Source organism: Embleya australiensis, from assembly GCF_051903075.1.
Taxonomy (GTDB): Bacteria; Actinomycetota; Actinomycetes; order Streptomycetales; family Streptomycetaceae; genus Embleya.
In genome coordinates this window covers 2,332,689-2,356,793 of record NZ_CP182423.1, presented here as the reverse complement: position 1 = coordinate 2,356,793, position 24,105 = coordinate 2,332,689, and the positions used below count along the sequence as shown (strand labels likewise).

The following is a 24,105-nucleotide window of genomic DNA, read 5'->3' as shown; positions in this document are numbered from 1 at the left end:
CCGGCCCGAGGGCCCGAGGAACACACGCGGACCCTCGGGCCGGGGGGAATCGTACGAAACACCCGAGGGTTCGACGCGGCGTCCCCGACGCTCAGCAGGCGAACGGATCGGTCGGGTCGGTGGCGTCGCTCGGATGGGCGGGATACGAAGGCCCGTTCGGCGGCGCCGCGCCGCGCCGAGGACCCACACCGGCGGGCGTGCCCGCAGCAGGCGCCGGGGCCGTGCCCGTCGCCGAACCGGCCACCGCACCCGGCCCCGCTCCCGCACCGCCCGCCGACCCGTCGCCGATCCCCCGCGCCGCCTCCACCCCGTCCGGCTCCTCCTCGCCGTCGGCCACCACCGCCTCGGCCTGTTCGCGCTGGGCGCGGAGCTTCGTGGCGATCGTGTCGGTACGGGCACGCAGCACACGGGTACGCTCGGCCACCGCCGCGTCGTCCGAGCCGCCCGCCGAGGCGGCCTCGACCACCTCGACGCCGTGCGCCCGCGCGGTGGCCACCAGGCTCTCCGCGACGGCGGTCTGCCGAGCCAGCAGCGCGGTCGCGAACAGGCTTGCCCGCAGCGTGCGTTCCCGGCCGAGCAGGCCGCGGTAGGTGATCTCGCAGGCCACCGGCACCCGGTCGATGCGCCGGTCGTCGGCCTGTTCCAGCGAGGCCAGGACGACGGTGAGCAACCCCTCCACGACCTTGGTGACCGCCCACTTGCGCCCCGGCAACGGCGGCAACACCTCGCGGATCCGGTCCACCTCGATGTCCAGCGCCGCCGTGGTCATCGACTCGAACGCGTCGTGCGTGGTCAGCCGGACGACCTTCTCCCACGGGATGTCCTCCCCGTCGAAGCCGACCGTCTCGGGGCCGAACCGCATCGCACCGAGGCCGTCCAGCAACCGCAGCGGCCGGGCGGTGATCGCGGGTACCTTCGGGTGCCGACACACCAGCGCGCCGAGGGAGAACTCCCAGGCCACGAAGGTGGGCGCGTCCGGCGCAGGCAGTGCGTCCAGCGTCGCGTGCACCCACTCGCCCGACGCGACCCGGGCCCGACCCGCCCCGATTCGACTGCCCACCGCGGCCCGCCCGGACGCCGCCGCGGAGCCCACCGCGCCGCCGATGCCCCGCAGTTGGTCCCGTATCGCCACGTCCCCGCTCCCCTCGCCGAACCACCCCGCGAACCCCTTCATGATCACCTTAATCGCACCCACCCCCACCGACCGGCCCCGCCGGCTCCCCGCGCACCCTCCGGGCCGCCTCCAAGTCGCTTCCATGTGCCTTCCAGGACCACCCGGCGAGTGTTTTCCCCACAAGGCGACGACAGCCGGTCCCACCGGCCCGACACTCGGGAGAACACCATGAAGCTCAGGACCCTCGCCACCATCCTGGCCGCCCTCGGTGGCGGCTTCATCATCTACGTGGGCCTCGCCTACCTGCTCGACCCGCAGGCGACCGCGTCCGGCTTCGGCCTGCCCAGTTGGCCCGAACACCAAGGCACCGGCTTCCTCGCCGTCAAGGGCGTCCGCGACATCGGCACCGGGCTGGTCATACTCGCCCTGCTGCTGACCGGACACCGGCGGGCGCTCGGCTGGACGATGCTCGCCATGACCTTCATCCCGGCCGGCGACATGACGGTCGTGCTGAGCAACGACGGCTCCACCGCCACGGCCTTCGGCGTCCACGGCCTGACCGCCTCGCTGGTGGCGCTCACCGCCGGCCTGCTGCTGCGCGAACGCCCGGTCGCGGCAACCGCCCCCGCGCCGACCGCGACCACCCCGCGCGTGAGCGTCCCGGCGACACGTTGACCCCTCGGGCCATGCCGGCGACCGTGCCCCGACGCGCCTACGACGGCCTTGCGGGACGACCGGGCACCCCGCACGAGCGGGTACGGTCTAGACCGTCACCGTTCGCCGGCATGGCGCCACCGAGCGTGGCGCGGACGGGTGCGGGGTACGGGTACGGGATTACGGGGCCGGGAGAGCAAAGCCGAGGACGGAGGGACACGGGCATGGGCGAATCACCGCGGGTGCAGGGCGAGTTGCAGGCCGAGATCATGGCCGTGTTGTGGCGGATCGAGGCCGGCACCGTCGAGCGGATCAGGTCCGAACTGCCCGAGTCCTCGCGCGGGGCCTATACGACCGTTCAGACCGTGTGCAACCGCCTCGCCGAGCGGGGGTTGTTGGCCAGGGCGCGGGACGGTCAGGCGTTCGTGTACCGGCCGACGGTGACCGAGGCCGACTATGTGGCGTCGTCGGTGTCCTCGGCGCTCGCCGCGGCCTCCGAGCCGGCCCGCCGGGTGGCGCTGGCCCAACTCGTCGGCGGTCTGGAGGCCTCGGAGTTGGCCGACCTGCGTGCGCTGGCCCGCCGGATCGAGATCGAACGCGGGCCCGACGGCCGATGAGTTCGCTCGGCGTCTGGGCCGCGCTCCTGGGGGCGGTGATCGTACTGCCACACCTCGCGCCGCTGGACCGAGTCCGTCCCGTGGGCGCGGCGGCGATCTGGGCCTTGGCTCTCGCGGCCCGCGCGACGGTGGCGATCGGCCTCGTCCTCACCGCGGTGATCTGCCTGCCGGACACCCCACGCTTCGCGCACTGGGTACGGGAGTTGCCGCACCAGGTGGTCGCCGGCGTCGGCGACACCGAACTCGCCCTCGGCGGCCTGGCGTTCCTGACCCTGGCCGCGATCGCCCACCGTCTCCGGGCCTGCCTGCGCGGCGCCCGCACCCCGCCGCACCCGCTGCCGCTGACCGGCCCGGGCGGCAGCATCGTGGTCGGCGACCGCGAGGTGCTGATGGCGGCCGTCGGCTGGCGGCGGCGCTCGATCGTGGTCAGCGCCGGCGCGTTGGCGGCGCTCGACGACGACGAATTGGCGGCGGGTCTCGCACACGAGCAGGGCCACATCTCCCGCGCCCACCACTGGTGGCAGGCCGGCGCCGAGGTGTGCCGCCTGCTCGCCCGCCGGCTGCCCGGCACCACGCGGGCCGCCGACGAGTTGGCGTTCCAACTGGAGCGGGCCGCCGACGTATGGGCGATCGAGCACGACCACGACCCGGTCGTCCTGGCGAGCGCGGTGTGCAAGGCGGCGCTCGCCGGGCCTGTCCGCGAACCCGACCCGACCGGCGGCGCACACCACCTGATCGGCCGCTCTCCGGCCTACGCGGGACGCCGGGTCCGCCTGCTCCTGGAGGGCTGCCCGACCGGCACCCACCGACGCAACCTCGCGGTCCGGGCGAGCGCGCTGGCCATGACCGTCCTGATCACCGGCGCAACCCTGACCGGCACCACCCACTTCGGCACGACCCTGCTCCGCTGCCACATCACCACCACATGCCCCCACCCGATCCAGTCGGCACACCGCTGACGCCACCGCTACCAACCCGCCCGGACCCGCCCAACCGCCCGTCACCCGCCCGCCCCCGCCTCGGTCCGCGCGATCGTCGCCCACACCAGCAGCTCGCCCGCCACCGGCCGGCTCCCCCACTCCACCGCCAACGCCTCGACCAGGCGCAGCCCCCGGCCGCATTCGCTGTCCTCCGGTGGGCCGTTCGGCCGGGGCAGCCGTCGTGGCCGGGCGTGCCGACTGCGTACCGCGAGGTGGATCCGCGTCGGCTCGATCCGCACGTCGAGGTCCATCGTCGGCCCACTCCCGTGCCGGATCGCGTTGCTCAGCAACTCGCAGACGATCAGCTGCGCGGTATGTACGTCGTCCTCGTGCACGTGCCGCCGACGCAGCGCCGAGGCCAGCACCCGACGGGCCCGAGGCACCTCGGCCGCCACCGCCTCGAACACCGCACCGCCCCGAAGCGCGGGCGGCTCCGCCGGATCCGCCGGGGTGGCCGGCCCACCGCCCGCACGCTGCGCCATCCCACACGTCCCCTCACCGGGCAAAGCAAGTAGTCCTACGAACTGTAGGAGAGATCGGCTCGGGACTCCAGCCGCGCTCGACGACGGCTCGTTCCCGACCTTCACCCACCGTGATCATCCTGTTACGATCTGATGGCTGAATCGACTCCCCACCCCACCCCAGAGGAGCCAGTCGACATGCACGCCACCAAGGGTGATCGCCTTCTCATCCACGGCCGGGTCGTCGGCCAACAGGACCACGTCGTCGAGATCGTCGAGGTCCTGGGTCCGAACGGAACCCCGCCCTTCCGGGTCCGGGCCGCGAACGGCCACGAGAGCATCATGGCCCCGGGCCCGGACTGCGTGGTCGAACACCGCCAGTCCCCCACCCAGGGGTAGCCTCGGAACCCGTCGCCCGCCCCTCGTACGCGTGCGCACGACCCCCACGTCCGAGGAGCACCCGTGACCGACCCCGCGTCGCCGCCCGTCTTCGAACTCGGCACGGACGGACCGCGCGCCGTGCTCGTCGGCGTGGACGGCAGCCGCACCTCGCTCCGCGCCGCCGACTACGCCCTCGGGCAGGCCCGCCGCGGCGACGCGGAGTTGGTCTCCGTCTACGTCCGCGCCCCCATGGGCATCGCCGCCACCACCCCCGAGGGGGCCGGGGTGATGGAGCAGGCGCACGAGTCGGCCGTCCACGAGGTCGCCGACTACATCACGAAGCGGGCCGCCGAGTTGCGAGTGCGCCACCGCTTCGTCGAGGCGTACGGCGACGTGGCGCACGAGATCGCCAAACTCGCCGACCAGGTCCGCGCGGACGCGGTGGTCGTCGGCGCCTCGGAACGCTTCGGCCACCGCCTCGTCGGCTCGCTCGCGATCCGCCTGGTCCGCTCGGCCCGCTGGCCGGTCACGGTCATCCCCTGAGCCCTGGACCCCCGGGTCCCCCATACCTCGCGCCCGCCCTGATCGCCCGGCGGATCGCTCACCCATTCGGCACGACCACAGCGCGACCGCAGTGCGACCGCAGCCCACCACCCGTGCGTGCGCAGGCGCGGAACGGGTGTCCGGAGTCAGACTTGTCGAGTCCGTGCAATTCATGACATCTGCGGCAACTCGGACCGAAGCGAGGTCCGGCGAAGGAGCGACATGCTCAGCACCGACTACGCGACCGGCGCGCCGAACTGGCTCGACCTGGGCAGCCCCGACACCGACGCGGCGGCGCGTTTCTACACCACGATCTTCGGCTGGGACTTCCAGTCGGCCGGCGAGGATGCCGGCGGCTACGGCCTCTTCCAGCAGGGCGGCAAGCCGGTCGCCGGACTCGGGCCGTTGACCGAGGAGGGCGCCTCGTCCGCCTGGACCGTCTACTTCAAGACCCCCGACGCCGACGCGACCGCCCGCGCCGTGACCGACGGCGGCGGCCGGGTGCGGGTGGAACCGTTCGACGTGATGGAGATGGGTCGGATGTCGCCGCTCACCGACCCGGCGGGCGCCGATTTCGCGATCTGGCAGCCCGGTACCTTCCAGGGCGCGGAACTGGTCGGCAAGCCGACCTCGCCGGCCTGGGTCGAACTGCACGGCGTCGAACCCACCGCGGCGCTCGCCTTCTACGGGAAGTTGTTCGGCTGGCGCACGCAGCAGTTCGAGATGCCCGACATGACATACAACGTGCTGTCCACGGCCGAGGGCGACCAGCAGACGACCTCCTTCGGCGGCATCGTGCCCGACCCGCACGGCCAGGACGCGCACTGGATCGCCTACTTCGAGGTCGCCGACCCCGACGACGTGATCGCCAAGGCGGAGCGCAACGGCGGCACCGTGACGATGCCCGCCGCCGACGTCCCGGACGTGGGCCGACTGGCGTGGCTGACCGACCCGTTCGGCGCACCGTTCGCCATCATCAAGGGCGTGGACCAGACCGCGTAGACCGCGTGGCGCCGACGGCCGGGATCCCCCGGCCCGGCGGCGCCGCGATCGGCGTCCCGGGCCCGACGGCTGCGGGACGCCGACGGCGTCCAGGCCGGATCCCGCTACTCCCCGCCGCGCCCCCCGCTCCCACCTCGCCGGGCCGCCCGTTCGGGTGTCGTCACCTGTTCAGCGGGCGCTGTGCATGCGGCATACCACTACATTCTGGGCGACCATGGACGCACCGATGAGCAGCAGGGAGCCGCAGCAGCCCGTGGCCGGAACCGCAACACAGTCGCTGTTTCGTCAGATCGCGCTGCCCGTCGGCATCCTCGTCGTGGTCACCGTCGTGGACCTGGCGACGGGTTCGTCGATGGTGTTCTATCCGTTCCTGCTGCTCGCGCCGACGCTCGCCGCCGCCACCGCGCCGCCCCTGGCGATTCTCGTCATCGGCGGCGTCTCGCTGCCGCTGCGCTACTGGCTGGCGTCGGTGGACGGCTATCTCGGGCCCGAGTACCACGAGCTGTTCAACATCAGCACGTGGATGTACGTGATGGCCACAGCGCTGGCGATGTACCTGTCCGCCGCCCGGATACGGCACGAGCGGGCCCTGGTCGCGGTCTCCGAGGTGGCCCTCGCGGCGCAGCGCGCGATCCTGATGCCGCCCACCGACGGCCTCGGCGGCCTGCGGTTGGCGGTGCGCTACTTCGCGGTGGCCGAGGGGGCGGAGCTGGGCGGGGATCTGTACATCGCGCTCGACACCCCGTTCGGGGTGCGGCTGATCATCGGCGACGTGCTCGGGAAGGGGTTGGGGGCGGTGCGGACCGCCGCGATCACGATCGGCGCGTTTCGCGAGGCGGCGTACGACGAGCCGGAACTGAGCGCGGTGGCCCGCCGGGTGGACGCCAGTGTGACCCGCAACGCACCGGCCGACCGCTTCGTGACCGCGCTGCTCGTCGAGGTGCGGGCCGAGCAGGTGGCGTTCGTACACCGCGGCCACGAGCAGCCGGTGGCGATCCGGGCGGACGGCACCGTGCATGTGCTGGAACCGCCCGATCCCGGCCTGCCGCTGGGTCTGGGCGAGCTGGACCCGGGCACGCCGCCCGAGTGGGAGGTGCCGTTCGGCGCGGGCGACCTGCTGCTGCTGATGACCGACGGCTTCGCCGACGCGCGGGACGCGGGGGGCCGGCACTATCCGCTGGTCGAGCGGATCGAGGCGCTGCTCGGCGGCGAGCGACCGATCGCGGCGGATCCGGTGGCCGCGGTCGAGCGGCTGGGCGACGATTTGCGGCAACACGTCGGCACGCTGCGCCTGACCGACGACGCGCTGGTGCTGGCGCTGTGCCGCCCGCCGGCCTGCTGACCGCGTGGCGACCGTGGCCCGACCGCGTGCCGATCCCCGCGACGCCGCGCCCCGCCGAACGCCGCCCGCGCCGACCGCCGCCCCTCGGCTACTCCTCGATCGCGCCGCCGGTGCGGCGCAGGTGTTGCCGGAAGGTATACGACGGGTCGGCGGCGCGGCGGGACAGGTAGTCGGCGAAGGTGGTCTGCTCGCGCAGGGTGTCGCCGGAGCGGATGCGGCGGGCCTGTTCGCGTTCGGTGTCGTGGATGCGGTGGGCGGTGGCCAGGACCTCCTCGACCCGGTCGGCGGCGACGAACAGCACGCCGTCCTCGTCGCCGAACACCACGTCGTCGACGCCCACCGTGTGCGGCCCGATCCGGGCCGAGGTCAGCGCCTCGGGCTCACGCTCGTCCAGCCGGGTCGGTCCCGGCGGATAGGCGCCGTAGCTGAACACCGGCAGCCCGATCTCGATCAGTTCCGGCGTATCGCGGTGCAGCCCCCACACCACCAGCGCCGCCACCCCCGCCGCCTCGGCCTCCAACACCGCCAGGTCGCCCACACACGCCTCGTCGAGGCGACCACCGTTGTCGATCACCAGTACGTCACCCGGCTCGGCCGCGCCGAACGCCTCCAGGAACACGTCCACGCTCCCGTAGTGCCGAACCGGCAACACCCGCCCGGCGATCCGCTGCCCGGGAACCACCGCCCGAATCCCGGGCGGCGCGATCCGCAGCGGCGCGTCCACCCGGACGCAGGCGTCGGCCACGAGGGGCGTGGACAGGTCCGCGAATGCCTTGAGCATGTGCGTTCTCCGTGGCTCGGCACCGTCGCCGTCGACGGCGCGCCCGAATACGACGAGTCAGTCTCATGAGGCTACCCACCCGCCCATCCGCCGTCGACGCCATCCGCTGCGGCGATCGCGCGGGAACGCGGTTCACAGGGGTTGCACGAGGCGGCTTTCGTAGGCGACCACCACCGCCTGGACTCGGTCGCGGACGCCGAGTTTGGCCAGGACTCGGCTGACGTGGGTTTTGATCGTGGCGTCGGACAGTTGGAGGCGGGCGGCGATCTCGGCGTTGGACAGGCCCCGGGCCATCTCGACCAGGACGCCGCGTTCACGTTCGGTCAGGCCGCCCAGGCGCGGGTCCTCGGCGCCGGGGGCGGCGTCGTGTTCGGGCAGGCGGTGGGCGAAGGTCTCCAGGAGGCGGCGGGTGATCCGGGGCGCGACCACCGCGTCGCCGGCCGCGACCGAGCGGATCGCCGCGAGCAGTTCGGCGGGCAGCGCGTTCTTGAGCAGGAAGCCGGAGGCACCGGCGCGCAGTCCGGCGAACGCGTACTCGTCCAGGTCGAACGTGGTCAGGATGAGCACCCTGGTGTCGGGGCAGCGCTCGGTGATCAGCCGGGTGGCCTCGATGCCGTCCATGCCGGGCATCCGCACGTCCATCAACACCACGTCGGGGCGGGTGAGTTCGGCCAGTCGTACGGCCTCCTCGCCGCAGTCGGCCTCGCCGGCCACGCTCATGTCGTCCTGGGCGCCCAGGACCATCGTGAACGCCATCCGCAGCAGCGGCTGGTCGTCCACCACCAGTACGTCGATGGCCACGTCAGGATCCTCCCGGGTCGGTCAGGTGCAGTACGGCCGACACGCGCCAGCCGCCGCCGGGCAGCGGTCCGGCCGCCACTTCGCCACCGTAGACGGCGGCGCGCTCGCGCATGCCGGCGATGCCGCTGCCGGTGCCGGTGGTGGTGGTAGCCGCGGTGCCGCCGGCGGCGGCGAATGCGCGCGGGCGGCCGTCGTCGACCACGCTCAACTCCAGGCGCTCGGGCGAACTCCACACCCGGATCCGGGCGTTCGCGCCGGGTTCGGCGTGCTTGAGGGTGTTGGTCAGGGCCTCCTGGGCGAGCCGGTACACCGCGAGTTGGGCGCCCTGCGGCACCTCGCGGGTGTCGCCCTGGATGGTCAGCGTGGTCGGCAGGCCCGCCGCGCGGACCTGTTCGGCCAGCGCGCCGAGCCGGGCCAGGTCGGGCTGCGGGTGCCGGGCCGCGTCCGGTTCGTCCTCGCGCAGCACGCCCAGGAAGCGGCGCATCTCGGTGAGCGCCTGCCGGCCGGTGCCGGAGACCTGCTCCATCGCCGTCGCGGATCGGTCGGGCGTACTGCGCACGGTCATCGCGGCGGCGTCGGCGAGGGCGACCATCACCGACAGGTTGTGCGTGACGATGTCGTGCATCTCCCGGGCGATCCGCGCGCGTTCGGCCGCGACGGCGAGTTGCGCCTGCTGTTCCTGGTCGCGCTCCAGGCGGTGGGCGCGGTCCTCCAGGGCGGCCAGGTAGCGCCGTCGGGTGCGCAGGTTCGCGCCGAGCACCACCGCCGTGACGGCCATCGCGCTCAGTCCGACGAACGCGCCGAAGCGGTAGCCGTCCAGGGTCCAGCGCCCGACGGCCAGCAGGATGCCGGCCTCGACCACCGCCAGCGCGTACACCGTTCGGCGCCGGTCCTGGGTGGCGGCCACCGTGTACAGCGCGATCAGCAGGCTCGCGTCCGCGCCGGTGCGCGCGTCGATGATCCACTGGACCAGGGCCACGGTCGCGATCACCGCGAACACCGCCACCGGGGCCCGGCGGCGCAGCGCGAGCGGCAGGATCAGGGCCAGCCCGACCACCGACCAGGCGGACAGCCGCATCAGGTTGCCGGACTCGAAGATGAGCACCAGGCCCACCGCCACGGTGGTGTCGGCCCAGATCGGATGCCTGCTGGTGAAGGCCATCACGCGCGCCGGGACGGCGGCGAGCCCATGCCCGCCGCCGTCCCGGCGCAGCGCCGTTTCGATGCGCCGTGCCGTACTCATGCGTCGCGCCTGCGCATCAACACCGCCGCTGCCGCGAGGGTCGCCGCGGCGTAGAGCGCGAAGACCGTGATGCCCGTGTTCGGGGACAGCGCGTCGGCCGACGGATGCCAGCGGGTGAACGCCTGACCGGCCTCGCTGGGGAGGTACCTGGTGATGTGGTCCTGCCACGCGGTCGGCAGGGCCTGCACCACCTGGGGCAGCACGAGCAGCAGGCCGAACACGATCGCGATGCCGCCGGCGGCGTTGCGCACGATGGCGCCGACGCCGATCGCCAGGATGCCGGTGATGGCGAGGTAGAGGGCCACGCCGATCACCACGCGCGGCACGCCCGGGTCGCCGAGCCCGACGTCGATGTGCTCCTTGCTCAGCACCGCCTGCCCGGCCAGGAACGCGATCAGGGAGGTGACCAGCATCAGTACGAAGGTGACCGCGCCGAAGACGGCGGCCTTGGCCCACAACACGGGCAGGCGATGCGGCACCGCGGACATCGTGGCCCGGATCGAGCCGGTGGCGTACTCCCCGGTGATCACCAGCACACCGAGTACGCCGATGGCCAACTGGGCGAGGTAGAGGCCGGTCAGGCTCGCGTTGGGCGCGGAGAAGCGGGCACGCTCGGCGGCACCGGTGTCCGGCCAGCGGTCGACCGTGCCGGAGGTGACCAGCAGGCCGAGCGCGATCACCACGAAGACCGCGGCGACCAGGACCCAGAACGTCGAGCGCAGGCTGCGCAGTTTGATCCATTCGGCGTGGAGCACGCGGACGAAGGTGACCCGGCCGCGCCCGGCGGCGCGGGAGACGAAGTTGGGGGTGGGAGCGGGGGCGGGGGCGCCGGGGGTGATCGTGGTCGACATCAGGCGGCCCTGCCCCGTGTCCCGACCGACGGGTCGCCGACCCGATACTCGACCGCGTCGCGTGTCGACTCCATGAACGCCTCCTCCAGGGACACCCGATGCGGGACCAGTTCGAACAGGGTGATGCCATGCGCCGCCGCGATCCGGCCGATGTCGTCGCTGGAGACCCCGCTGATCTCCAACACGTCGCGCTCCTCGGTCGCGATGCGCACCTCGGGCCCGAACAGCAGCGCCCGCAAGCGGTCGGCGTCGGGGGTGCGTACCCGGACCTGGTCGGGCGCGGCGCCCGCGATGAAGTCCGCGACCGACGTGTCGGCGATCAGCCGGCCCCGACCGACCACGATCAGGTGCTCGGCGGTGAGCGCCATCTCGCTCATCAGGTGTGAGGACAGGAAGACCGTACGTCCCTCGGCGGCGAGCGACTTGAGCAGGGTACGGATCCACAACACGCCCTCGGGGTCGAGGCCGTTGACCGGTTCGTCCAGGACCAGTGTCGCCGGGTCGCCGAGCAGTGCGGTGGCGATGCCGAGGCGCTGGCCCATGCCGAGCGAGAAGCCGCCGACCCGCTTGCGGGCCACCTCGTCCAGGCCGACCATCCGGATCACCTGGTGCACCCGACGGGTGGGGATGCCGGTGGTGGCGGCCATGGACAGCAGGTGGTGGTACGCCGAGCGGCCGGTGTGTACCGCCTTCGCCTCCAGGAGCGCGCCGACTTCGTGCAGCGGGGCCGGATGGTCGGCGTAGCGGCGGCCGTTGACGGTGACCGAGCCGGAGGTGGGGCGGTCCAGGCCCAGGATCATCCGCATGGTGGTGGACTTGCCGGCGCCGTTGGGACCCAGGAATCCGGTGACCACGCCGGGACGGACGGTGAAGCTCAACCCCTCCACGGCGGTCTTGGGACCGTAGCGTTTGGTCAGTGCTTCGGCTGTGATCATCGCTGGATCTCCGCGGCTCCGGTGCGTCGACGCCTCCTTGGGGAGGGCCGCCGGGCGGGTGCCCGGTATGCCCTCGACGGTAGGGAATCGGTACGGCCGTGACGATCGCCGTGCGGACGAACCTTTCGGGCGTGGACGTGCGCCCGAAGGGTGAGCGGGTAGGCCCCGGGGATGACCCGGGGCGGGTGGGGGTCGGGTGGGGGTCCGGCGCGGGGCGGGTGGGGGTCCGGCGCGGGACGGGTGCCGGTCGGGTGCTGCGGGTCGTCGACCCTTGCTACTCCGGCTGCGTCCGCGCGCGCTGCAGGGCGAGGGCGGCCTCGGGTGGTTGCCACGCCGGGTCGAGGTCGGCGATGGTGACGAACGTATCCATCAGCAGCGTCACCAGCAGGTGGTGGACCTCCTCGCGGGCCAACTCCCGCCGGGCCAGCCAGTCCAGCGTGACCCCCTCGACGCAGTACAGCCAACCCACCAGCGCGGCGCGGGCGATCGGCGACAGGTCGACGCGGCCGTAGGCGCCGTCGGCGAGCGAGGTGAGCATCTCCTCGCGGACCCGTTCGCGGATCGTGAGCACGTCGGTGTCGAAGCCGACGCCGCCGCTGACCACGGTGCGATAGGCGGCCTCGTTGCCCTGGGCGAAGCGCAGATAGCCGTCCAGCACCTTGCGCAACCGGTCGGCCGCGGGTTGGTCGGCGTCGCTGCGGGCGCGGGCGACCAGGTCGGCGACGGAGTCCTCGATCACCGCGACGTAGTAGCCGCGCTTGTTTCGGAAGTAGTAGTAGAGCAGGCCCTTCGCGACGTTGGCCCGGGTCGCGATCTCGTCCACGGACAGTGCGTCGTAGGAGGTGTTCGCGAACAACTGGCGCCCAATGGCCACGAGTTCGGCGCGACGGGCCTGCGAGCGCTCGGAGTCGGGCGGGGTCCGGCGACCCTCCGTGCGGGATCGTTGACTCTTGTTCAAATCGGGGCCTGGTTTCGGTCGCGGCGACGGCGGCGGGTACGCGCAGAGTATCGAAACCGGCCGGTGCTGGAAGTATTGACTTTTATTCAACACTCCCTACTGTGAGGTAACAAGACAGGTGACCAGAGAGGCAGCAAGAGTTCCCCACGAAGGAGCACCGTCATGTCCTCGGCTCCCCCCGGCCCACCGCTCCCCCGTCGCGACCGTCACGACCGCCGCTCGACCCGAACCCCGGCCAGGGGTCCGGCCGTTCGCGCCGACGAGCACCACGACCTCGCGCTCAACCCGCGCGACGTGCGCTTCGACTGGTCGCGCCTGCCGATGCACTGGGTTCCGCAGGAACCGATGGCCACGCACACGATGAATGTGCTGCACCTGCTGCTGCCCGAGGGCGAGCGCTGGTTCGTGCGCACCTTCCGGGAGGCGTTGCCGCTGGTCACCGACGAGCGGCTGCGCGAGGACGTGATCGGCTTCATCGGCCAGGAGTCCGTACACGCCGAGGCCCACCAGGGCGTGCTCGACCTGCTGCTCGCCAAGGGCCTGGACCCGGCGCCGTTCGTGCGCCAGGTGGAATGGCTCTTCCGCCGCGTGCTCGCCGGCCGGGACGACCTCACCGGCCCGGCCGGCCGCGAGCACCTGATCGAACGGGTCGCGATCATCGCCGCGATCGAGCACTTCACCGCGTTCCTCGGCGACTGGGTGCTCAACGCGCCGGGCCTGGACCGGGCCGGGGTCGACCCGGTGATGCTGGACCTGCTCCGCTGGCACGGCGCCGAGGAGGTGGAACACCGCAGCGTGGCCTACGACTTGCTGGTCCACCTCGACCCGAGCTATCTGCGCCGGATGCGCACGATGGCGGTCACCGGACCTGTGCTCACCTGGATGTGGGTGCGCGGCGTGCGCTTCCTGATGCTGGCCGACCCCGCCCTGGAGGGCCGGGTGCGGCCCACGTGGCGCGCGTACGTACAGGCGTCGCGGCGCGGGTTGTTGCCGGGGCTGACCGGCGCGGCCCGCTCCGCCGCGCGATACGTCAAGCCGCGCTACCACCCGACCCAGGAGGGCTCGACCGGGCAGGCGGTGGCGTATCTGGCCCGATCTCCGGCGGCGCGGGCGGCTGCGCGGTAGTTCGCTGCGATACCTGCTTCGATCCGGATGCCGAGGACACCGACGATGCCGAGGATGCCGATGAGTCCGTCCATACCGCCAACCTCCGCACCGTCGGAGCACATTAGCCCGCCGCCGGATCTTTACGGCCGCGAGCGCGGCGACCGGATGATGCGGGCGCTGGCCGTCCTGGGCCGCGTCCACACCGAGGCGATCGCCCGGCGCGGCCGGCGGCCGGCCCGGGTGGGCGCGCCGAACACCGCCGCCGTCCGCTCCGACGCGCTCGAACTGGTGGTGCGCGAACGGGTCGTCGAGGCCGAGGACGTGGTCTCCCTGCGGCTGACCACACCGGCCGGCGGCCGGCTGCCCCGCTGGCAGCCGGGCGCGCACCTGCTCCTGTCGCTGCCGTCCGGACGTCGCCGGCACTACTCGCTGTGCGGCGACCCCGAGGACCGCTACACGTATCGGATCGCGGTGCGCCGGCTGGCCGAGGGCGGCGGCGGATCGATCGAGATGCACGACGCGTTGCCGGTGGGCGCCACGCTGCGAACCGCCGGGCCGCGCAACGCGTTTCCGTTCGCCGCCGAACCCGCCGTGCTGTTCCTGGCCGGCGGCATCGGCATCACGCCGATCCTGCCGATGGTGCGTCGGGCCGCGCGGCTCGGATCGGACTGGCGGCTGATCCATCTCGGACGGACCCGCGACTCGCTGCCGTTCGGCGCCGAACTGGCGGAACTGGGCGACGCCGGAGGCCGGTTCGAGGTGCGCGCGGACGACGAGGAGGGCCCGCCGGATTGCGCCGAACTGCTCGGCCGCGCGCCCGTCGGGGCGGCGGTGTACTGCTGCGGGCCGGCGCCGATGCTGGCCGCCGTGCGCGAGGCCGTCGAGGCAAGTCCGGTCGGGGGCCTGCACTTCGAGCGCTTCGCGCCGGCACCCGTGGTCGACGGCCAACCGTTCACCCTCCGTCTGCGGCGCAGCGGCATCGAACTGCCGATACCGGCCGACCGGCCGGCGCTCGACGTGCTGCGCGAGGCCGATCCCGACACCGCCTACTCCTGCCGGCAGGGCTTTTGCGGCATGTGTCGGGTCAACGTGGTGGCCGGCACCGTGCAGCACCGCGACCTGCGCCTGACCGACGACGAACGCGCGGCCGGCGCGATGCTGATCTGCGTCTCCCGCGCCGCCGAGGGCGAGCGGTTGGTCCTCGACCTGTGACGCGCATGATCTCGCTTGGAAGGCGGCGTTGATGAGCACACGGCTCAAGGTCCCGTCGGCGCGCGCGCCCGGGGGCATGCCGGCGTTCCGGTACGACGAGGACGACCTGGATCGATTCCGCGACGTGCAGCGGTTGGCGTATCGGTGCGCCGAGCGGGTCGCGGCCTGGATCGAACCGGGCGTCACCGAGCGGCAGGCCGCCGCGCGGCTCGGGCGGGAGTTGGCGGCGGAGGGTGTCCGGGATTGCTTCCACATCCCGTTCGTGTGGTTCGGCGACCGCACCGCGTTCCGCAACTTCCGTACTCCGTTGCAGTTCTTCCCGAGCGGCCGGGTCCTGACCGAGGGTATGCCGTACGTGCTGGACTGCGCGCCGATCGTGGACGGGTACACCGGCGACATCGGCTACGCGGGCAAGGTCGGCGAAAACCCGGTGTGGGACCGGGTCGTGGCCGATCTCGGTGCCTACCGCGAGCTGATCGTGGCCGAGGTGCGCCGGCGCAGGCCGCTGGACGACGTGTACCGGGCGGTCGACGCACTGACGATCGCGCACGGCTACGACAACCGGCATCAGGTCTATCCGGGGCGGGTGATCGCCCATCAGGTCACCCGGGTCACCCTGCGCAGGCCGATCGGGGTGAATGTGCTCGGCTTCGGTGTGCGCACGATTCGCACCCTCGGTCGGGAGCTGATCGCCGAGCGGCTGCACGGGCGTTCGCCGCTGTGGGCGGACGGTCGGGCGTCGCGACATGCGCCCACTCCGGGCCTGTGGGCGGTGGAACCGCACATCGCGCTGCGCGCGGTGGGCGCCAAATTCGAGGAGTTGCTGGTGGTCACCGACGACGACGCGTACTGGCTGGACGACGACGTGCCGCACGTGCGGCGGTTGTGCGAAGCGGGGTCGCGATGACGGCGGGGGCAGTCGGAGGGGCCGGCGAAGTCGGCGTCGTGCGCGCTCGGACCGTCGTGTCGCGTGGTGTCCGGCTCGCGGTGTACGAACAGGGGCCGCAGGACGGCCCATTGGTGCTGCTGGTGCACGGCTATCCGGACACCCATCACGTGTGGGACGACGTCGCCGCCGATCTGGCTCACGACCACCGGGTGGTGCGCTACGACGTGCGTGGCGCGGGAGCGTCGGGGGCGCCCGGAAGTCGATACGGCTATCGACTGGAGCAGTTGGCCGCCGACCTGTTCGCCGTGCTGGACGCGGTGAGCCCGGATCGGCCGGCGCACGTGCTCGCCCACGACTGGGGTTCGATCCAGGCGTGGGAGGCGGTCACCGACCGGGCCGGGCCGCGCCGGATCGCCTCGTACACCTCGATCTCCGGGCCGTGCCTGGACCACGTCGGACACTGGGCCAGGCACCGACTGGCCCGGCCCACGCCACGGCATCTGCGCCAACTCGCGGCCCAGTCGGCGCGTTCGTGGTACATCGCGATGTTCCACCTGCCGATGCTCGCGCCCGCGGTCTGGCGGTCGGGGCTGGCGGCGCGGTGGGGCGGGCTGTTGGCCCGGGCCGAGGGGGTGCGGCCGCGCGCGGGTCACCCGCAGGCCACGCTCGCCGACGACGCGGTGCGCGGCATCGGGCTGTACCGGGCCAACATGCTGCCCCGAATGTTGCTTCCGGGGCGGCGCGAGACGACCGTGCCGGTGCAACTGATCACCCTCGCCGACGATCCGTATGTCGGTGCGGCGCTGTCCGAGGACCTGGACCGCTGGGTGCCCCGGTTGTGGCGGCGCACGGTCGCGGCCGGCCACTGGTCCGCCCTTCTGGAGAAAGGCCCGACCGTGGCCCGGATGACCCGCGAATTCGCCGCACACATCGACCACGGCACCACGACGCCCGACCTCGACGCGGCCCGGCACGGCGAACGGCGGCCCGGAAAGGACCCGTTCGCGGGTCGCCTCGCCCTGATCACCGGCGCGGGCGGCGGAATCGGCCGAGCCACCGCGGTCGCGTTCGCCGAACAGGGCGCCGACATCGTGGTGTGCGACGTCGACTCGGCCGGAGCCGAACGCACCGCCGAACTGGCCCGCCTGTACGGGCGTTCGGCGCACGTGTACCGCGTCGACGTATCCGACGGTGCGGCCATGGACGCCTTCGCGGCCAAGGTCGCGGCGGCACACGGCGTCCCGGACATCGTGGTCAACAACGCGGGCGTCGGCCACGCCGGCACGTTCCTGGCCACCACCGACGCCGAGTGGAAGCGCGTGTTGGACGTCAACCTGTGGGGCGTCATCCACGGCTGCCGGGCCTTCGGCACGCTGTTGGCCGAACGCGGCGAGGGCGGACACATCGTCAACATCGCGTCGGCGGCGGCGTACACCCCCTCCAAGTTGCTGGCGGCCTACGCGACCACCAAGGCGGCGGTGGCCATGCTGTCGGACTGCCTACGAGCCGAACTGGCGGGCTCCGGCGTGCGGGTGACCACGATCCACCCGGGCATCGTCAACACCGGAATCACCCGAAGCACCACCTTCTCCGGGATGAACACCACCGACCAGGCCGCACAGCGAGAACGCGCATCCAGACTGTACGCCCGCCGCAACTACCCCCCGGAAAAGGTGGCGGACCACATCATCCGAGCAATCCGCCGCCGCCAAGCGGTGGCCCCAATAACCCCGGAGGCCAGAGCCGCATGGTGGCTGAGCCGCCTATCCCCCACAACAATGCGAATACTGGCCCGCACAGGCATCGCCTAGCCCCCGCCGCTCCCCGCGCCCAGGCCCCCACACCCCACAACCGAAGGGCAGCACCACCGGAACAACCTGCGTGCCGTGCCCTTACTCTTCCGGGCAGTGACCCGCATAGGGTTGTTTGGGTCGCGGGTGCCCGGTGCGGGGCCGGCCAGAGTCGGTGATGGGCCGCCGCCAGCGCTCGGGGCTCCAAGACTCAGCGCTACCGACGAGATGGGCGCGTTGCTCGCCCAAACCCAGGCAGCGGCGGGGAGGAAGGTGCTCCGGTCAAGTCTGCCGGGGCGCCTTCCGAGATGGGCCGGGTGCCCTCGGCGGGCGCTGCGCCTTGGGTTGCGGGTGACCCGGTGCGGGGCTGGTCAGAGTCGGTGATGGGCCGCCGCCGGCGTGCGGGGCTCCGAGACTCGAAGCTTGCGGTGAGGCGGGTGTGTTGGTCGGCGGAAACCGGCCGGCAGCGGCGGGGAAGGAGGGTGCTCGGGTCGAGTCTGGCGGGGCGCCTTCCCGAGTGGGTCGGGGCATTTTGGGGGCGTTGGGGCTGGGTTGGGGTTCGAAACCGGATCTCGGCGGGTGGTTGTGGGCTTGGAGCTTCGGTGACCTGCGGTTTTGCGTGGTCGGGGCGGGAAGTCGGGTGTCGAGTGCCGGTTTCGTGTGCTCCGGCCCCCTCAACGCCGGTGTGAAGGCCAAATCGGCCCGATCGCAGCCGACTTCGGGCGCTGCGACCTCACAGGGGCCTTCGGGGAGACCGACAGTGCCCAGTGGGTGTCGGAACCGGATTCCGAGGCAGTCGAAACGACTCCTCTTCGCACTGACCTGTGGTTTTCTCTCGTGCCGAGGCTCCGGCACCCCACGTCGTCCAGGTTTGTGAACCCTCGTCGCCCAAATGCCCACCGCACACCGAAACCACCTGACCCACTCGGGAAGGCCCCCGGTCTCGGCGCCCCGCACGCTGGCGGTGGCCAACCCCGAACTGTGACCAGCCCCGCACCAGCCCACCGCGACCAAAGGCGCAACCCTCGCCGCCACCAGCCAACCCACTCGGAAAGGCGCCCGGCAAGACTCGACCCGAGCACCGTCCCGCTCCGCCGCTGCCAGCCGGTTCTTGCCGAGCGATGCGGCTGTCTCGTCGGAAACCCTCAGTCTTGGAGCCCCGCACGCCGGCGGCGGCCCACCCGCCGACTCAGACCGACCCCGCACCGGCCACCCGCAACCAAAAGCGCAACGCCCGTCGGAAACACCCGACCCACTCGGCAGGGACCCCGGAGAACCCAACCCGACCGCCCTCCCGCTCCCCGCTGCCGGCCGGTTTTCCACCGAGCAACACACCCGCCGCGCCGAGAGCCCCCAGGCTCTGAGCCCCCCACGCCGGCGGCGGCCCGCCCGCCGACTCAGACCGACCCCGCACCGGGCACCCGCTCGGTGGACTCGGCGCCGATCGCCAAGTGGCCGGGGGTGGGTCAGGTGTGTGCGGTGGGCTTGGGGAGGTGGTGGGGCCTGCGTTCGTGGTGGTGGGTTGTTGCTGCCACCGTTAGGGCCAGGAGCATGAGGGCTGCGCTGGTTGCCAGGGGGGCTCGGTAGCCGAGGTTGGCGTTGAGGGTCAGGCCGCCCAGCCAGGGGCCCAGGGTGCCGCCGATGTTGAAGGCGGAGGTGGCCAGGGCGCCGGACAGGCCGGAGGTGTCCTGGGAGAGGCGGAGTACGCGGGCGATCAGGGCCGTGCCGGTCGCGAAGGCGAGCATGCCCTGGATTGCGACCAGGGTGATCGCCGCCCATGGGGTGGCCGCCGTGTACGCGAACAGGGCCCAGCCGACGGCCGAGGCCGCCATCCCCCACCCGATCACCTGGGTCGGTCGTCGGTCGACGATCCGGCCCGCGATGGTTACGCCGACGAACGAGCCGATTCCGAACAGGGCGAGGGCGATCGGGACCCAGCCGTCGGCCAGGCCGGTGACCTCGGTGATCACCGGCTCGAAGTAGGAGAACGCGCAGAAGGTGGCGCCTTGGACGAGGGCCATCACCGACAGGGTCGACAGCAGCGGCCGGGTGAGCAGGGCGCGCAGGTCCCGACGGGTGTTTGCCGACGGGTCCGGCTGCGCCGGTGGTGCGTGGTTCGGGATGGTTCGGGCGATGGCGAGTACGGCCGGCAGCGACACCAGGGCCACCGCCCAGAACGCCGCGCGCCAGCCCCACCGGTCGCCCAGGAGCGCGCCGGCCGGTACACCGACCACGCAGGCGACGGTGACGCCGCCGACCACCACCGAGGCGGCGCGGGCCCGCTGTTCGGGTCGGACCAGGTCGATCGCGGTCACCAGGGCGACCGCCCAGAAGCCGGCGTTGGCCAGTGCGCCGAATACGCGAGTGGCCAGCAGGACCGGGTAGTTCGGGGTGAGCGCGCCCACCACGTGCGCGGCGATGAACACGCACAGGAAGAACAGCAGTGCGCGGCGGCGTGGTTGCCGGCGGCCGACCAGCGCCATCGCGGGCGCGCCCACCACCATCCCGATGGCGAACGCCGAGGTCAGCAGTCCGGCGGTGGGAATGGACACGTGCAGATCGTCGGCGATGCCCGAGAGCAGGCCGGAGAGCATGAACTCCGAGGTGCCCTGGGCAAAGACCGCGAGCCCGAGCACATATACGGCGAATGGCATGACGAAACCCCATGGACGTCCGATGGATTACCTCACGGCTCGACACCGGCGACTCCGGTGGCGGCCATGTCCGAGGACGCCCGCGGCCATTGCGGCCACGCGGCTTCAGCTCATCGACAGGGGATCGGCCACCGGCTCACCGGCGGCCGTCGTCTGTCCGACTCGGGGTTGCTCACGGGGGCGAAGCTATCAGCCCCGCTCACGGCACCTCCACCGGGTTTTCGATCTCACCGGACTCCGAACTCCGAGCGCCGAGCGCCGAGCGCCAAGCGCCGGGCACCGGGCACCGGGCACCGAGCACCGGGCACCGAGTGGTGGCTGCCGGAAAATAGGCCGCCGTTTTCGACCTCAGTCGTGCATGATGATGCCGTATCAGGAATATTCATGCATCTTCATCGAGCCATCGAATCGAGGTCATCCCATGGGGTTTTCCGCCCTCAAGGGTCGCAACCTGCTCTCGCTCCTGGACGTGAGCGCCGCAGAGATCGGTGAGTTGCTGGATCGGGCCGGGGATCTGAAGGAGCGGGCCGCGTTCGGGGAGCGGGTGCCGGTGTTGGCGGGGCGCAATATCGCGTTGATATTTCTCAAGCCCTCGTGCCGCACTCGCGTCTCGTTCGTCGTCGCGGCGACGCAGTCCGGGGCGCATCCGGAGGTCTTCGGTCGCGAGGACATCCGATTCGGGATCAAGGAGTCCGTGCGCGATATCGCCCGGGTGTTCGGGCGGGTCTTCGACGGGGTGATGTTCCGCGGCTTCGAGCATACGACCGTCGCCGAGTTCGCCGCGCACGCGGGGGTGCCGGTGTGGAACGGGCTGTGCGACACCTACCATCCGACCCAGGTGCTCGCCGACCTGCTCACGCTACGGGAGAACTTCGGCGAACTCCGCGGCCTGCCCGTCGCATACGTCGGCGACGGCCGCAACAACGTGGCCCGTACCCTTGCCGTCGCCGCCGTCAAGCTCGGCCTCGACCTGCGCGTCCTGGCCCCGGAGCCGCTGCACCCCGACCCCGCGTCGATCGCCGAACTGCTCGCCGGGGCGGAGTCGTCGGGGGCCGCGATCACCGTCACCGCGTCGCCGGGAGAGGCGCTGGCCGGCTCGGCCGCGGTGTACGGCGACGTGTGGGTGTCCATGGGCGAGGAGGAGGAGACCGACCATCGTATCGAGCTGCTGCGCGACCTGAAGGTCACGCCCGAGCTGATGGCCCGCACCGGCCGCGCCGACACCGTCTACCTGCACTGCCTGCCCGCGTTCCACGACCTGGAGACCGAGACCGCGCGGGCCCGTCCCGACCTCCGCGAGGTGGCGGACGAGGTCTTCGAGGGCCCGCGCAGCCGGGTGTTCGACCAGTCGGAAAACCGCATGCACACCGCCAAGGCCCTGATGCAACTCACCATCGCGGGCTGAACGGTCGCGCACGCCCCAAGGAGTCCACACCGATCGAACCGGCCCGACCGATCGAAACGACCCGACCGGGCCAACCGGGTCGGCCGGGCCGAGCGGCCCGGCCGTTCCCACCGACCACGCGGGCCCCACGATTCGCGCGGTCGCGCCCGAGGACGGCGCCCACGAACGCCGGGCCCCGGCGGGTGGCACCGCCGGGGCCCGTGATCGACTCGCCTCCCCCGGCGATGTCGATCAGATCCGCTGCCAAAGAGCCGGCACGTTCGGCGGCTCCCATCCCGAAATTGCCGTATGCCCTTGCAGGCAGCGGTAGTTCTGGCCGCCGTAGGACACCGTGGCGCCGGCGGCGTAGTTGGTGCCCGCCCGCCAGGTGCCGCCCGGCGGGTTCGTCGGCGGCTCGCTCGTGGGCGGCTGGCTCGTCGGCGGCTGGCTCGTCGGGGGGACCCCGGCGATGTTGAGGACGAAGTCGAAGGTCGCCTCCTTGCCGGGGTTGCCGTTGCGCACGTTCATCAACAGCCGCGCGTCGAAGATCGTGTCGGTGTTGTTGCGCGGCTCGCCCGGGAAGTAGGTCTGCGTGGTCAGGATCCCCCGGTTGGGCGCCTGGACCTTCACGTGCAGGTGCCGGGTGCGACCCGGGTACAGGCCAGGTACCACCGTGGTCAGCTGGTACGCGCCCTGCGCGTTGGTGAACTGGTGGCCGCGGAAGGTGTATCCGACGTTGTCGTACTCGCCGTTGGTGTCCGCCTGCCAGAAGTCGAGCAGCACGTTGGCCAGTGGCTGACACGCGCGGTTGAACACGAAGCCGGACACCACCAGCGGCGTACCGGGGCCGGTGAGCACCGACCGCAGCGGGGAGTTGGGCTTGAAGTACGGCCCTTCGGTCTGGTCGATGGTGGGCTCGTCGCCGTCGTGGCAGAACGGCGTCGGGGCCAACGGCCCGCCGCTGCCTCGCTGCGCCCGGGCCAGCGCGGGCACGCCGCCGATCAGCAGCGGCAGCGGAGCGGCGATCAGCGCCGCCTTGAGCAGGTTCTTGCGGGTGATGCCGCGCGCGACGGGTTCTTCCTGGTCGGTGATCTCGGGGTCCATGGCGACCTCCTCGGCGAGGGGACGGGCGGGCAGCGTCGACGAATCGATCCGCTCGCTCGCGATTGGTCTGAACCTATGCTCGCCAGTTGCGGGCGTCGATGGACAAAGCACGGCTCTCGTGGTGCTTCGCGTTGATCTCGCGGCGATACTCCCCCGGGGTGCTCCCGGTCTCCCGACGAAAGAACCGGCAGAAGTACGCGGGGTCCGCGAAACCCACCCTGTCCGCGACTTGACGCACTGTCAGATCACTGCCGGCGAGTAGCCGCTTGGCCTCCACCACCTGCGCCTCGCGGATGATCCGGCCGGGGGTGCGGCCGGTGGCGGTCTTCACCGCGTGGTTGAGATGGCCCACCGAGACGCCTAGGCGGTCGGCGTACGCACCGACCGTACGCTCGACCGGATCCGGGTCCGGCGGGCCGTCCAGGAGCCGGGCGAAGCGCTGGGCGAGGGCCGCGGTCGGCCCCGGATCGGGCTGTCCCGGATCCGATCGCCCCGCATCCCGCCGGGAGTCGGGGCCGTCCCATATCGCCAGTCGGGCCGCACGCAGGATCAGCACATGCAGATACGCCTGGAGCACCGGGATGAATCCCACGCCCTGTTCGGCGTATTCGCGGCGCAACTCGGCCACCACGCCGAGCAGTCCGGGCGCCGCCTCCGGCGTGGGCCGCAGCCGCGCACAGCCGGCCAGGTCGCGGACGGTGTCCCGGTCCTCGGGGTGGGCGAACAGGAAGTCGTCGTTGAACAACACGACCCAGCCGGTCAGGTCCTGCATGCGATGCCAGAAGTGCACCTGGCCGGGGGCGATGAAGAACAACTGCGGCGGAGACACCGACCGGGGCACCAGATCCAATACGTGGGTACCGCGACCGCCGGTGACGATGGCGATCTCGTAGAAGGTGTGCCGGTGCGGGAAATCGGCCCGGGACAGCGGGCCGATGCTGTCGAACGAGCCGACGGCGAACGGCAGGACGCTCGGCGCGGGCACCTCGAGTCGGTGCAGCGGAACCGCCGGGCGGAGCTGGGTGGACGCGGTCATCGGCGCCTCCCGGCGCCGGTGCGGCGGGTTGGTCGCGGGTGGGTGTTGCGTGCCATGTCGGCCCCCTGGCGGTTCTCGGACGATGCGGCCGGCGCTCGATCAGCGCTTCAGGTTAGGCCGTTCCGAGACGACTGCCGGGCGGGTCGCGCGCAACGGCACGAACTGGCAAACCAAACCGTGCGCGACCTGCCACGACGGCCGGCCGGGAAGGGTTCGCGCCCCGACTGGACCGGCACCGCCGCCGGGTGAACGGGCCCCGCCTCGCC

Annotated in this window: 23 protein-coding genes; 12 read left to right on the top strand and 11 right to left on the bottom strand. The window is 72.3% G+C overall.

Annotated elements, in window-relative coordinates:
• Window positions 1–91: 91 nt before the first annotated feature.
• A complete protein-coding gene (locus tag ACMXN5_RS40585) occupies window positions 92–1,132 on the bottom strand; it encodes a hypothetical protein (protein WP_439679899.1) in 1,041 nt (346 codons plus the stop codon).
• 210 nt (window positions 1,133–1,342) lie between these two features.
• Between ACMXN5_RS40585 and ACMXN5_RS40580 the strand changes: the two genes are divergently transcribed.
• The 3 genes from ACMXN5_RS40580 to ACMXN5_RS40570 all read left to right on the top strand — a co-directional run bounded on the left by ACMXN5_RS40580 (window position 1,343) and on the right by ACMXN5_RS40570 (window position 3,344).
• Entirely contained in the window at window positions 1,343–1,789 is a 447-nt protein-coding gene (locus ACMXN5_RS40580; RefSeq protein ID WP_439679898.1) for a DUF4267 domain-containing protein, read from the top strand.
• 203 nt (window positions 1,790–1,992) lie between these two features.
• Entirely contained in the window at window positions 1,993–2,385 is a 393-nt protein-coding gene (locus ACMXN5_RS40575) for a BlaI/MecI/CopY family transcriptional regulator (RefSeq protein ID WP_439679897.1), read from the top strand.
• Entirely contained in the window at window positions 2,382–3,344 is a 963-nt protein-coding gene (locus tag ACMXN5_RS40570) for a M56 family metallopeptidase (protein WP_439679896.1), read from the top strand. Before ACMXN5_RS40575 ends, ACMXN5_RS40570 begins: the two co-directional genes overlap by 4 nt.
• Before the next feature lie 41 nt (window positions 3,345–3,385).
• Here the strand turns inward: ACMXN5_RS40570 and ACMXN5_RS40565 are convergent, their stop codons facing one another.
• Entirely contained in the window at window positions 3,386–3,847 is a 462-nt protein-coding gene (locus tag ACMXN5_RS40565; RefSeq protein WP_439679895.1) for an ATP-binding protein, read from the bottom strand.
• A 177-nt stretch (window positions 3,848–4,024) separates the two neighbouring features.
• Between ACMXN5_RS40565 and ACMXN5_RS40560 the strand changes: the two genes are divergently transcribed.
• From ACMXN5_RS40560 to ACMXN5_RS40545, 4 genes are all read left to right on the top strand, one after another.
• A complete protein-coding gene (locus tag ACMXN5_RS40560) occupies window positions 4,025–4,225 on the top strand; it encodes a DUF1918 domain-containing protein (protein ID WP_439679894.1) in 201 nt (66 codons plus the stop codon).
• Window positions 4,226–4,288: 63 nt separating this feature from the next.
• On the top strand, window positions 4,289–4,750 hold the full coding sequence (locus ACMXN5_RS40555; RefSeq protein ID WP_439679893.1) for a universal stress protein: 462 nt from the start codon (window positions 4,289–4,291) through the stop codon (window positions 4,748–4,750).
• A 222-nt stretch (window positions 4,751–4,972) separates the two neighbouring features.
• On the top strand, window positions 4,973–5,752 hold the full coding sequence (locus ACMXN5_RS40550) for a VOC family protein (RefSeq protein WP_439679892.1): 780 nt from the start codon (window positions 4,973–4,975) through the stop codon (window positions 5,750–5,752).
• Window positions 5,753–5,978: 226 nt separating this feature from the next.
• Entirely contained in the window at window positions 5,979–7,094 is a 1,116-nt protein-coding gene (locus tag ACMXN5_RS40545; protein ID WP_439679891.1) for a PP2C family protein-serine/threonine phosphatase, read from the top strand.
• Between the two features lie 88 nt (window positions 7,095–7,182).
• On the opposite strand, the gene ACMXN5_RS40540 is transcribed toward ACMXN5_RS40545, so the two are convergent.
• The 6 genes from ACMXN5_RS40540 to ACMXN5_RS40515 all read right to left on the bottom strand — a co-directional run bounded on the left by ACMXN5_RS40540 (window position 7,183) and on the right by ACMXN5_RS40515 (window position 12,663).
• Window positions 7,183–7,875, bottom strand: coding sequence for an RraA family protein (locus ACMXN5_RS40540; protein ID WP_439679890.1), 693 nt, complete (start codon window positions 7,873–7,875; stop codon window positions 7,183–7,185).
• Window positions 7,876–8,007: 132 nt separating this feature from the next.
• Window positions 8,008–8,676 carry a response regulator gene (locus tag ACMXN5_RS40535; RefSeq protein WP_395796115.1) on the bottom strand — a complete coding sequence of 223 codons (669 nt, stop codon included), beginning with the start codon at window positions 8,674–8,676 and terminating at the stop codon, window positions 8,008–8,010.
• Window position 8,677: 1 nt separating this feature from the next.
• On the bottom strand, window positions 8,678–9,919 hold the full coding sequence (locus tag ACMXN5_RS40530) for a DUF7134 domain-containing protein (RefSeq protein WP_439679889.1): 1,242 nt from the start codon (window positions 9,917–9,919) through the stop codon (window positions 8,678–8,680).
• Window positions 9,916–10,770, bottom strand: a complete 855-nt coding sequence (locus ACMXN5_RS40525) for an ABC transporter permease (RefSeq protein WP_439679888.1) — start codon at window positions 10,768–10,770, stop codon at window positions 9,916–9,918. The genes ACMXN5_RS40530 and ACMXN5_RS40525 overlap by 4 nt, the downstream gene beginning before the upstream one ends.
• On the bottom strand, window positions 10,770–11,705 hold the full coding sequence (locus ACMXN5_RS40520; protein WP_439679887.1) for an ATP-binding cassette domain-containing protein: 936 nt from the start codon (window positions 11,703–11,705) through the stop codon (window positions 10,770–10,772). Before ACMXN5_RS40520 ends, ACMXN5_RS40525 begins: the two co-directional genes overlap by 1 nt.
• Window positions 11,706–11,979: 274 nt before the next feature.
• Entirely contained in the window at window positions 11,980–12,663 is a 684-nt protein-coding gene (locus ACMXN5_RS40515; RefSeq protein WP_439679886.1) for a TetR/AcrR family transcriptional regulator, read from the bottom strand.
• A 162-nt stretch (window positions 12,664–12,825) separates the two neighbouring features.
• Between ACMXN5_RS40515 and ACMXN5_RS40510 the strand changes: the two genes are divergently transcribed.
• The 4 genes from ACMXN5_RS40510 to ACMXN5_RS40495 all read left to right on the top strand — a co-directional run bounded on the left by ACMXN5_RS40510 (window position 12,826) and on the right by ACMXN5_RS40495 (window position 17,682).
• Window positions 12,826–13,788, top strand: coding sequence for a metal-dependent hydrolase (locus ACMXN5_RS40510; protein WP_439679885.1), 963 nt, complete (start codon window positions 12,826–12,828; stop codon window positions 13,786–13,788).
• 147 nt (window positions 13,789–13,935) lie between these two features.
• Window positions 13,936–14,982 (top strand): PDR/VanB family oxidoreductase, encoded by a 1,047-nt coding sequence (locus tag ACMXN5_RS40505; RefSeq protein ID WP_439679884.1) that lies wholly within the window; start codon window positions 13,936–13,938, stop codon window positions 14,980–14,982.
• Between the two features lie 31 nt (window positions 14,983–15,013).
• Window positions 15,014–15,889 (top strand): M24 family metallopeptidase, encoded by an 876-nt coding sequence (locus tag ACMXN5_RS40500; protein WP_439679883.1) that lies wholly within the window; start codon window positions 15,014–15,016, stop codon window positions 15,887–15,889.
• Window positions 15,886–17,682 (top strand): SDR family oxidoreductase, encoded by a 1,797-nt coding sequence (locus ACMXN5_RS40495; RefSeq protein WP_439679882.1) that lies wholly within the window; start codon window positions 15,886–15,888, stop codon window positions 17,680–17,682. The genes ACMXN5_RS40500 and ACMXN5_RS40495 overlap by 4 nt, the downstream gene beginning before the upstream one ends.
• 1,445 nt (window positions 17,683–19,127) lie before the next feature.
• Here ACMXN5_RS40495 and ACMXN5_RS40490 read toward each other — a convergent pair.
• Window positions 19,128–20,315, bottom strand: coding sequence for a Cmx/CmrA family chloramphenicol efflux MFS transporter (locus ACMXN5_RS40490; protein WP_439679881.1), 1,188 nt, complete (start codon window positions 20,313–20,315; stop codon window positions 19,128–19,130).
• Between the two features lie 421 nt (window positions 20,316–20,736).
• On the opposite strand from ACMXN5_RS40490, the gene argF reads away from it, so the two are divergent.
• On the top strand, window positions 20,737–21,720 hold the full coding sequence (gene argF, locus ACMXN5_RS40485) for an ornithine carbamoyltransferase (RefSeq protein WP_439679880.1): 984 nt from the start codon (window positions 20,737–20,739) through the stop codon (window positions 21,718–21,720).
• 231 nt (window positions 21,721–21,951) lie between these two features.
• Here argF and ACMXN5_RS40480 read toward each other — a convergent pair whose 3' ends face one another.
• On the bottom strand, window positions 21,952–22,803 hold the full coding sequence (locus tag ACMXN5_RS40480) for a carbohydrate-binding protein (RefSeq protein ID WP_439679879.1): 852 nt from the start codon (window positions 22,801–22,803) through the stop codon (window positions 21,952–21,954).
• A 73-nt stretch (window positions 22,804–22,876) separates the two neighbouring features.
• Window positions 22,877–23,839 carry an AraC family transcriptional regulator gene (locus ACMXN5_RS40475; RefSeq protein ID WP_395792966.1) on the bottom strand — a complete coding sequence of 321 codons (963 nt, stop codon included), beginning with the start codon at window positions 23,837–23,839 and terminating at the stop codon, window positions 22,877–22,879.
• Between the last annotated feature and the right edge of the window lie 266 nt (window positions 23,840–24,105).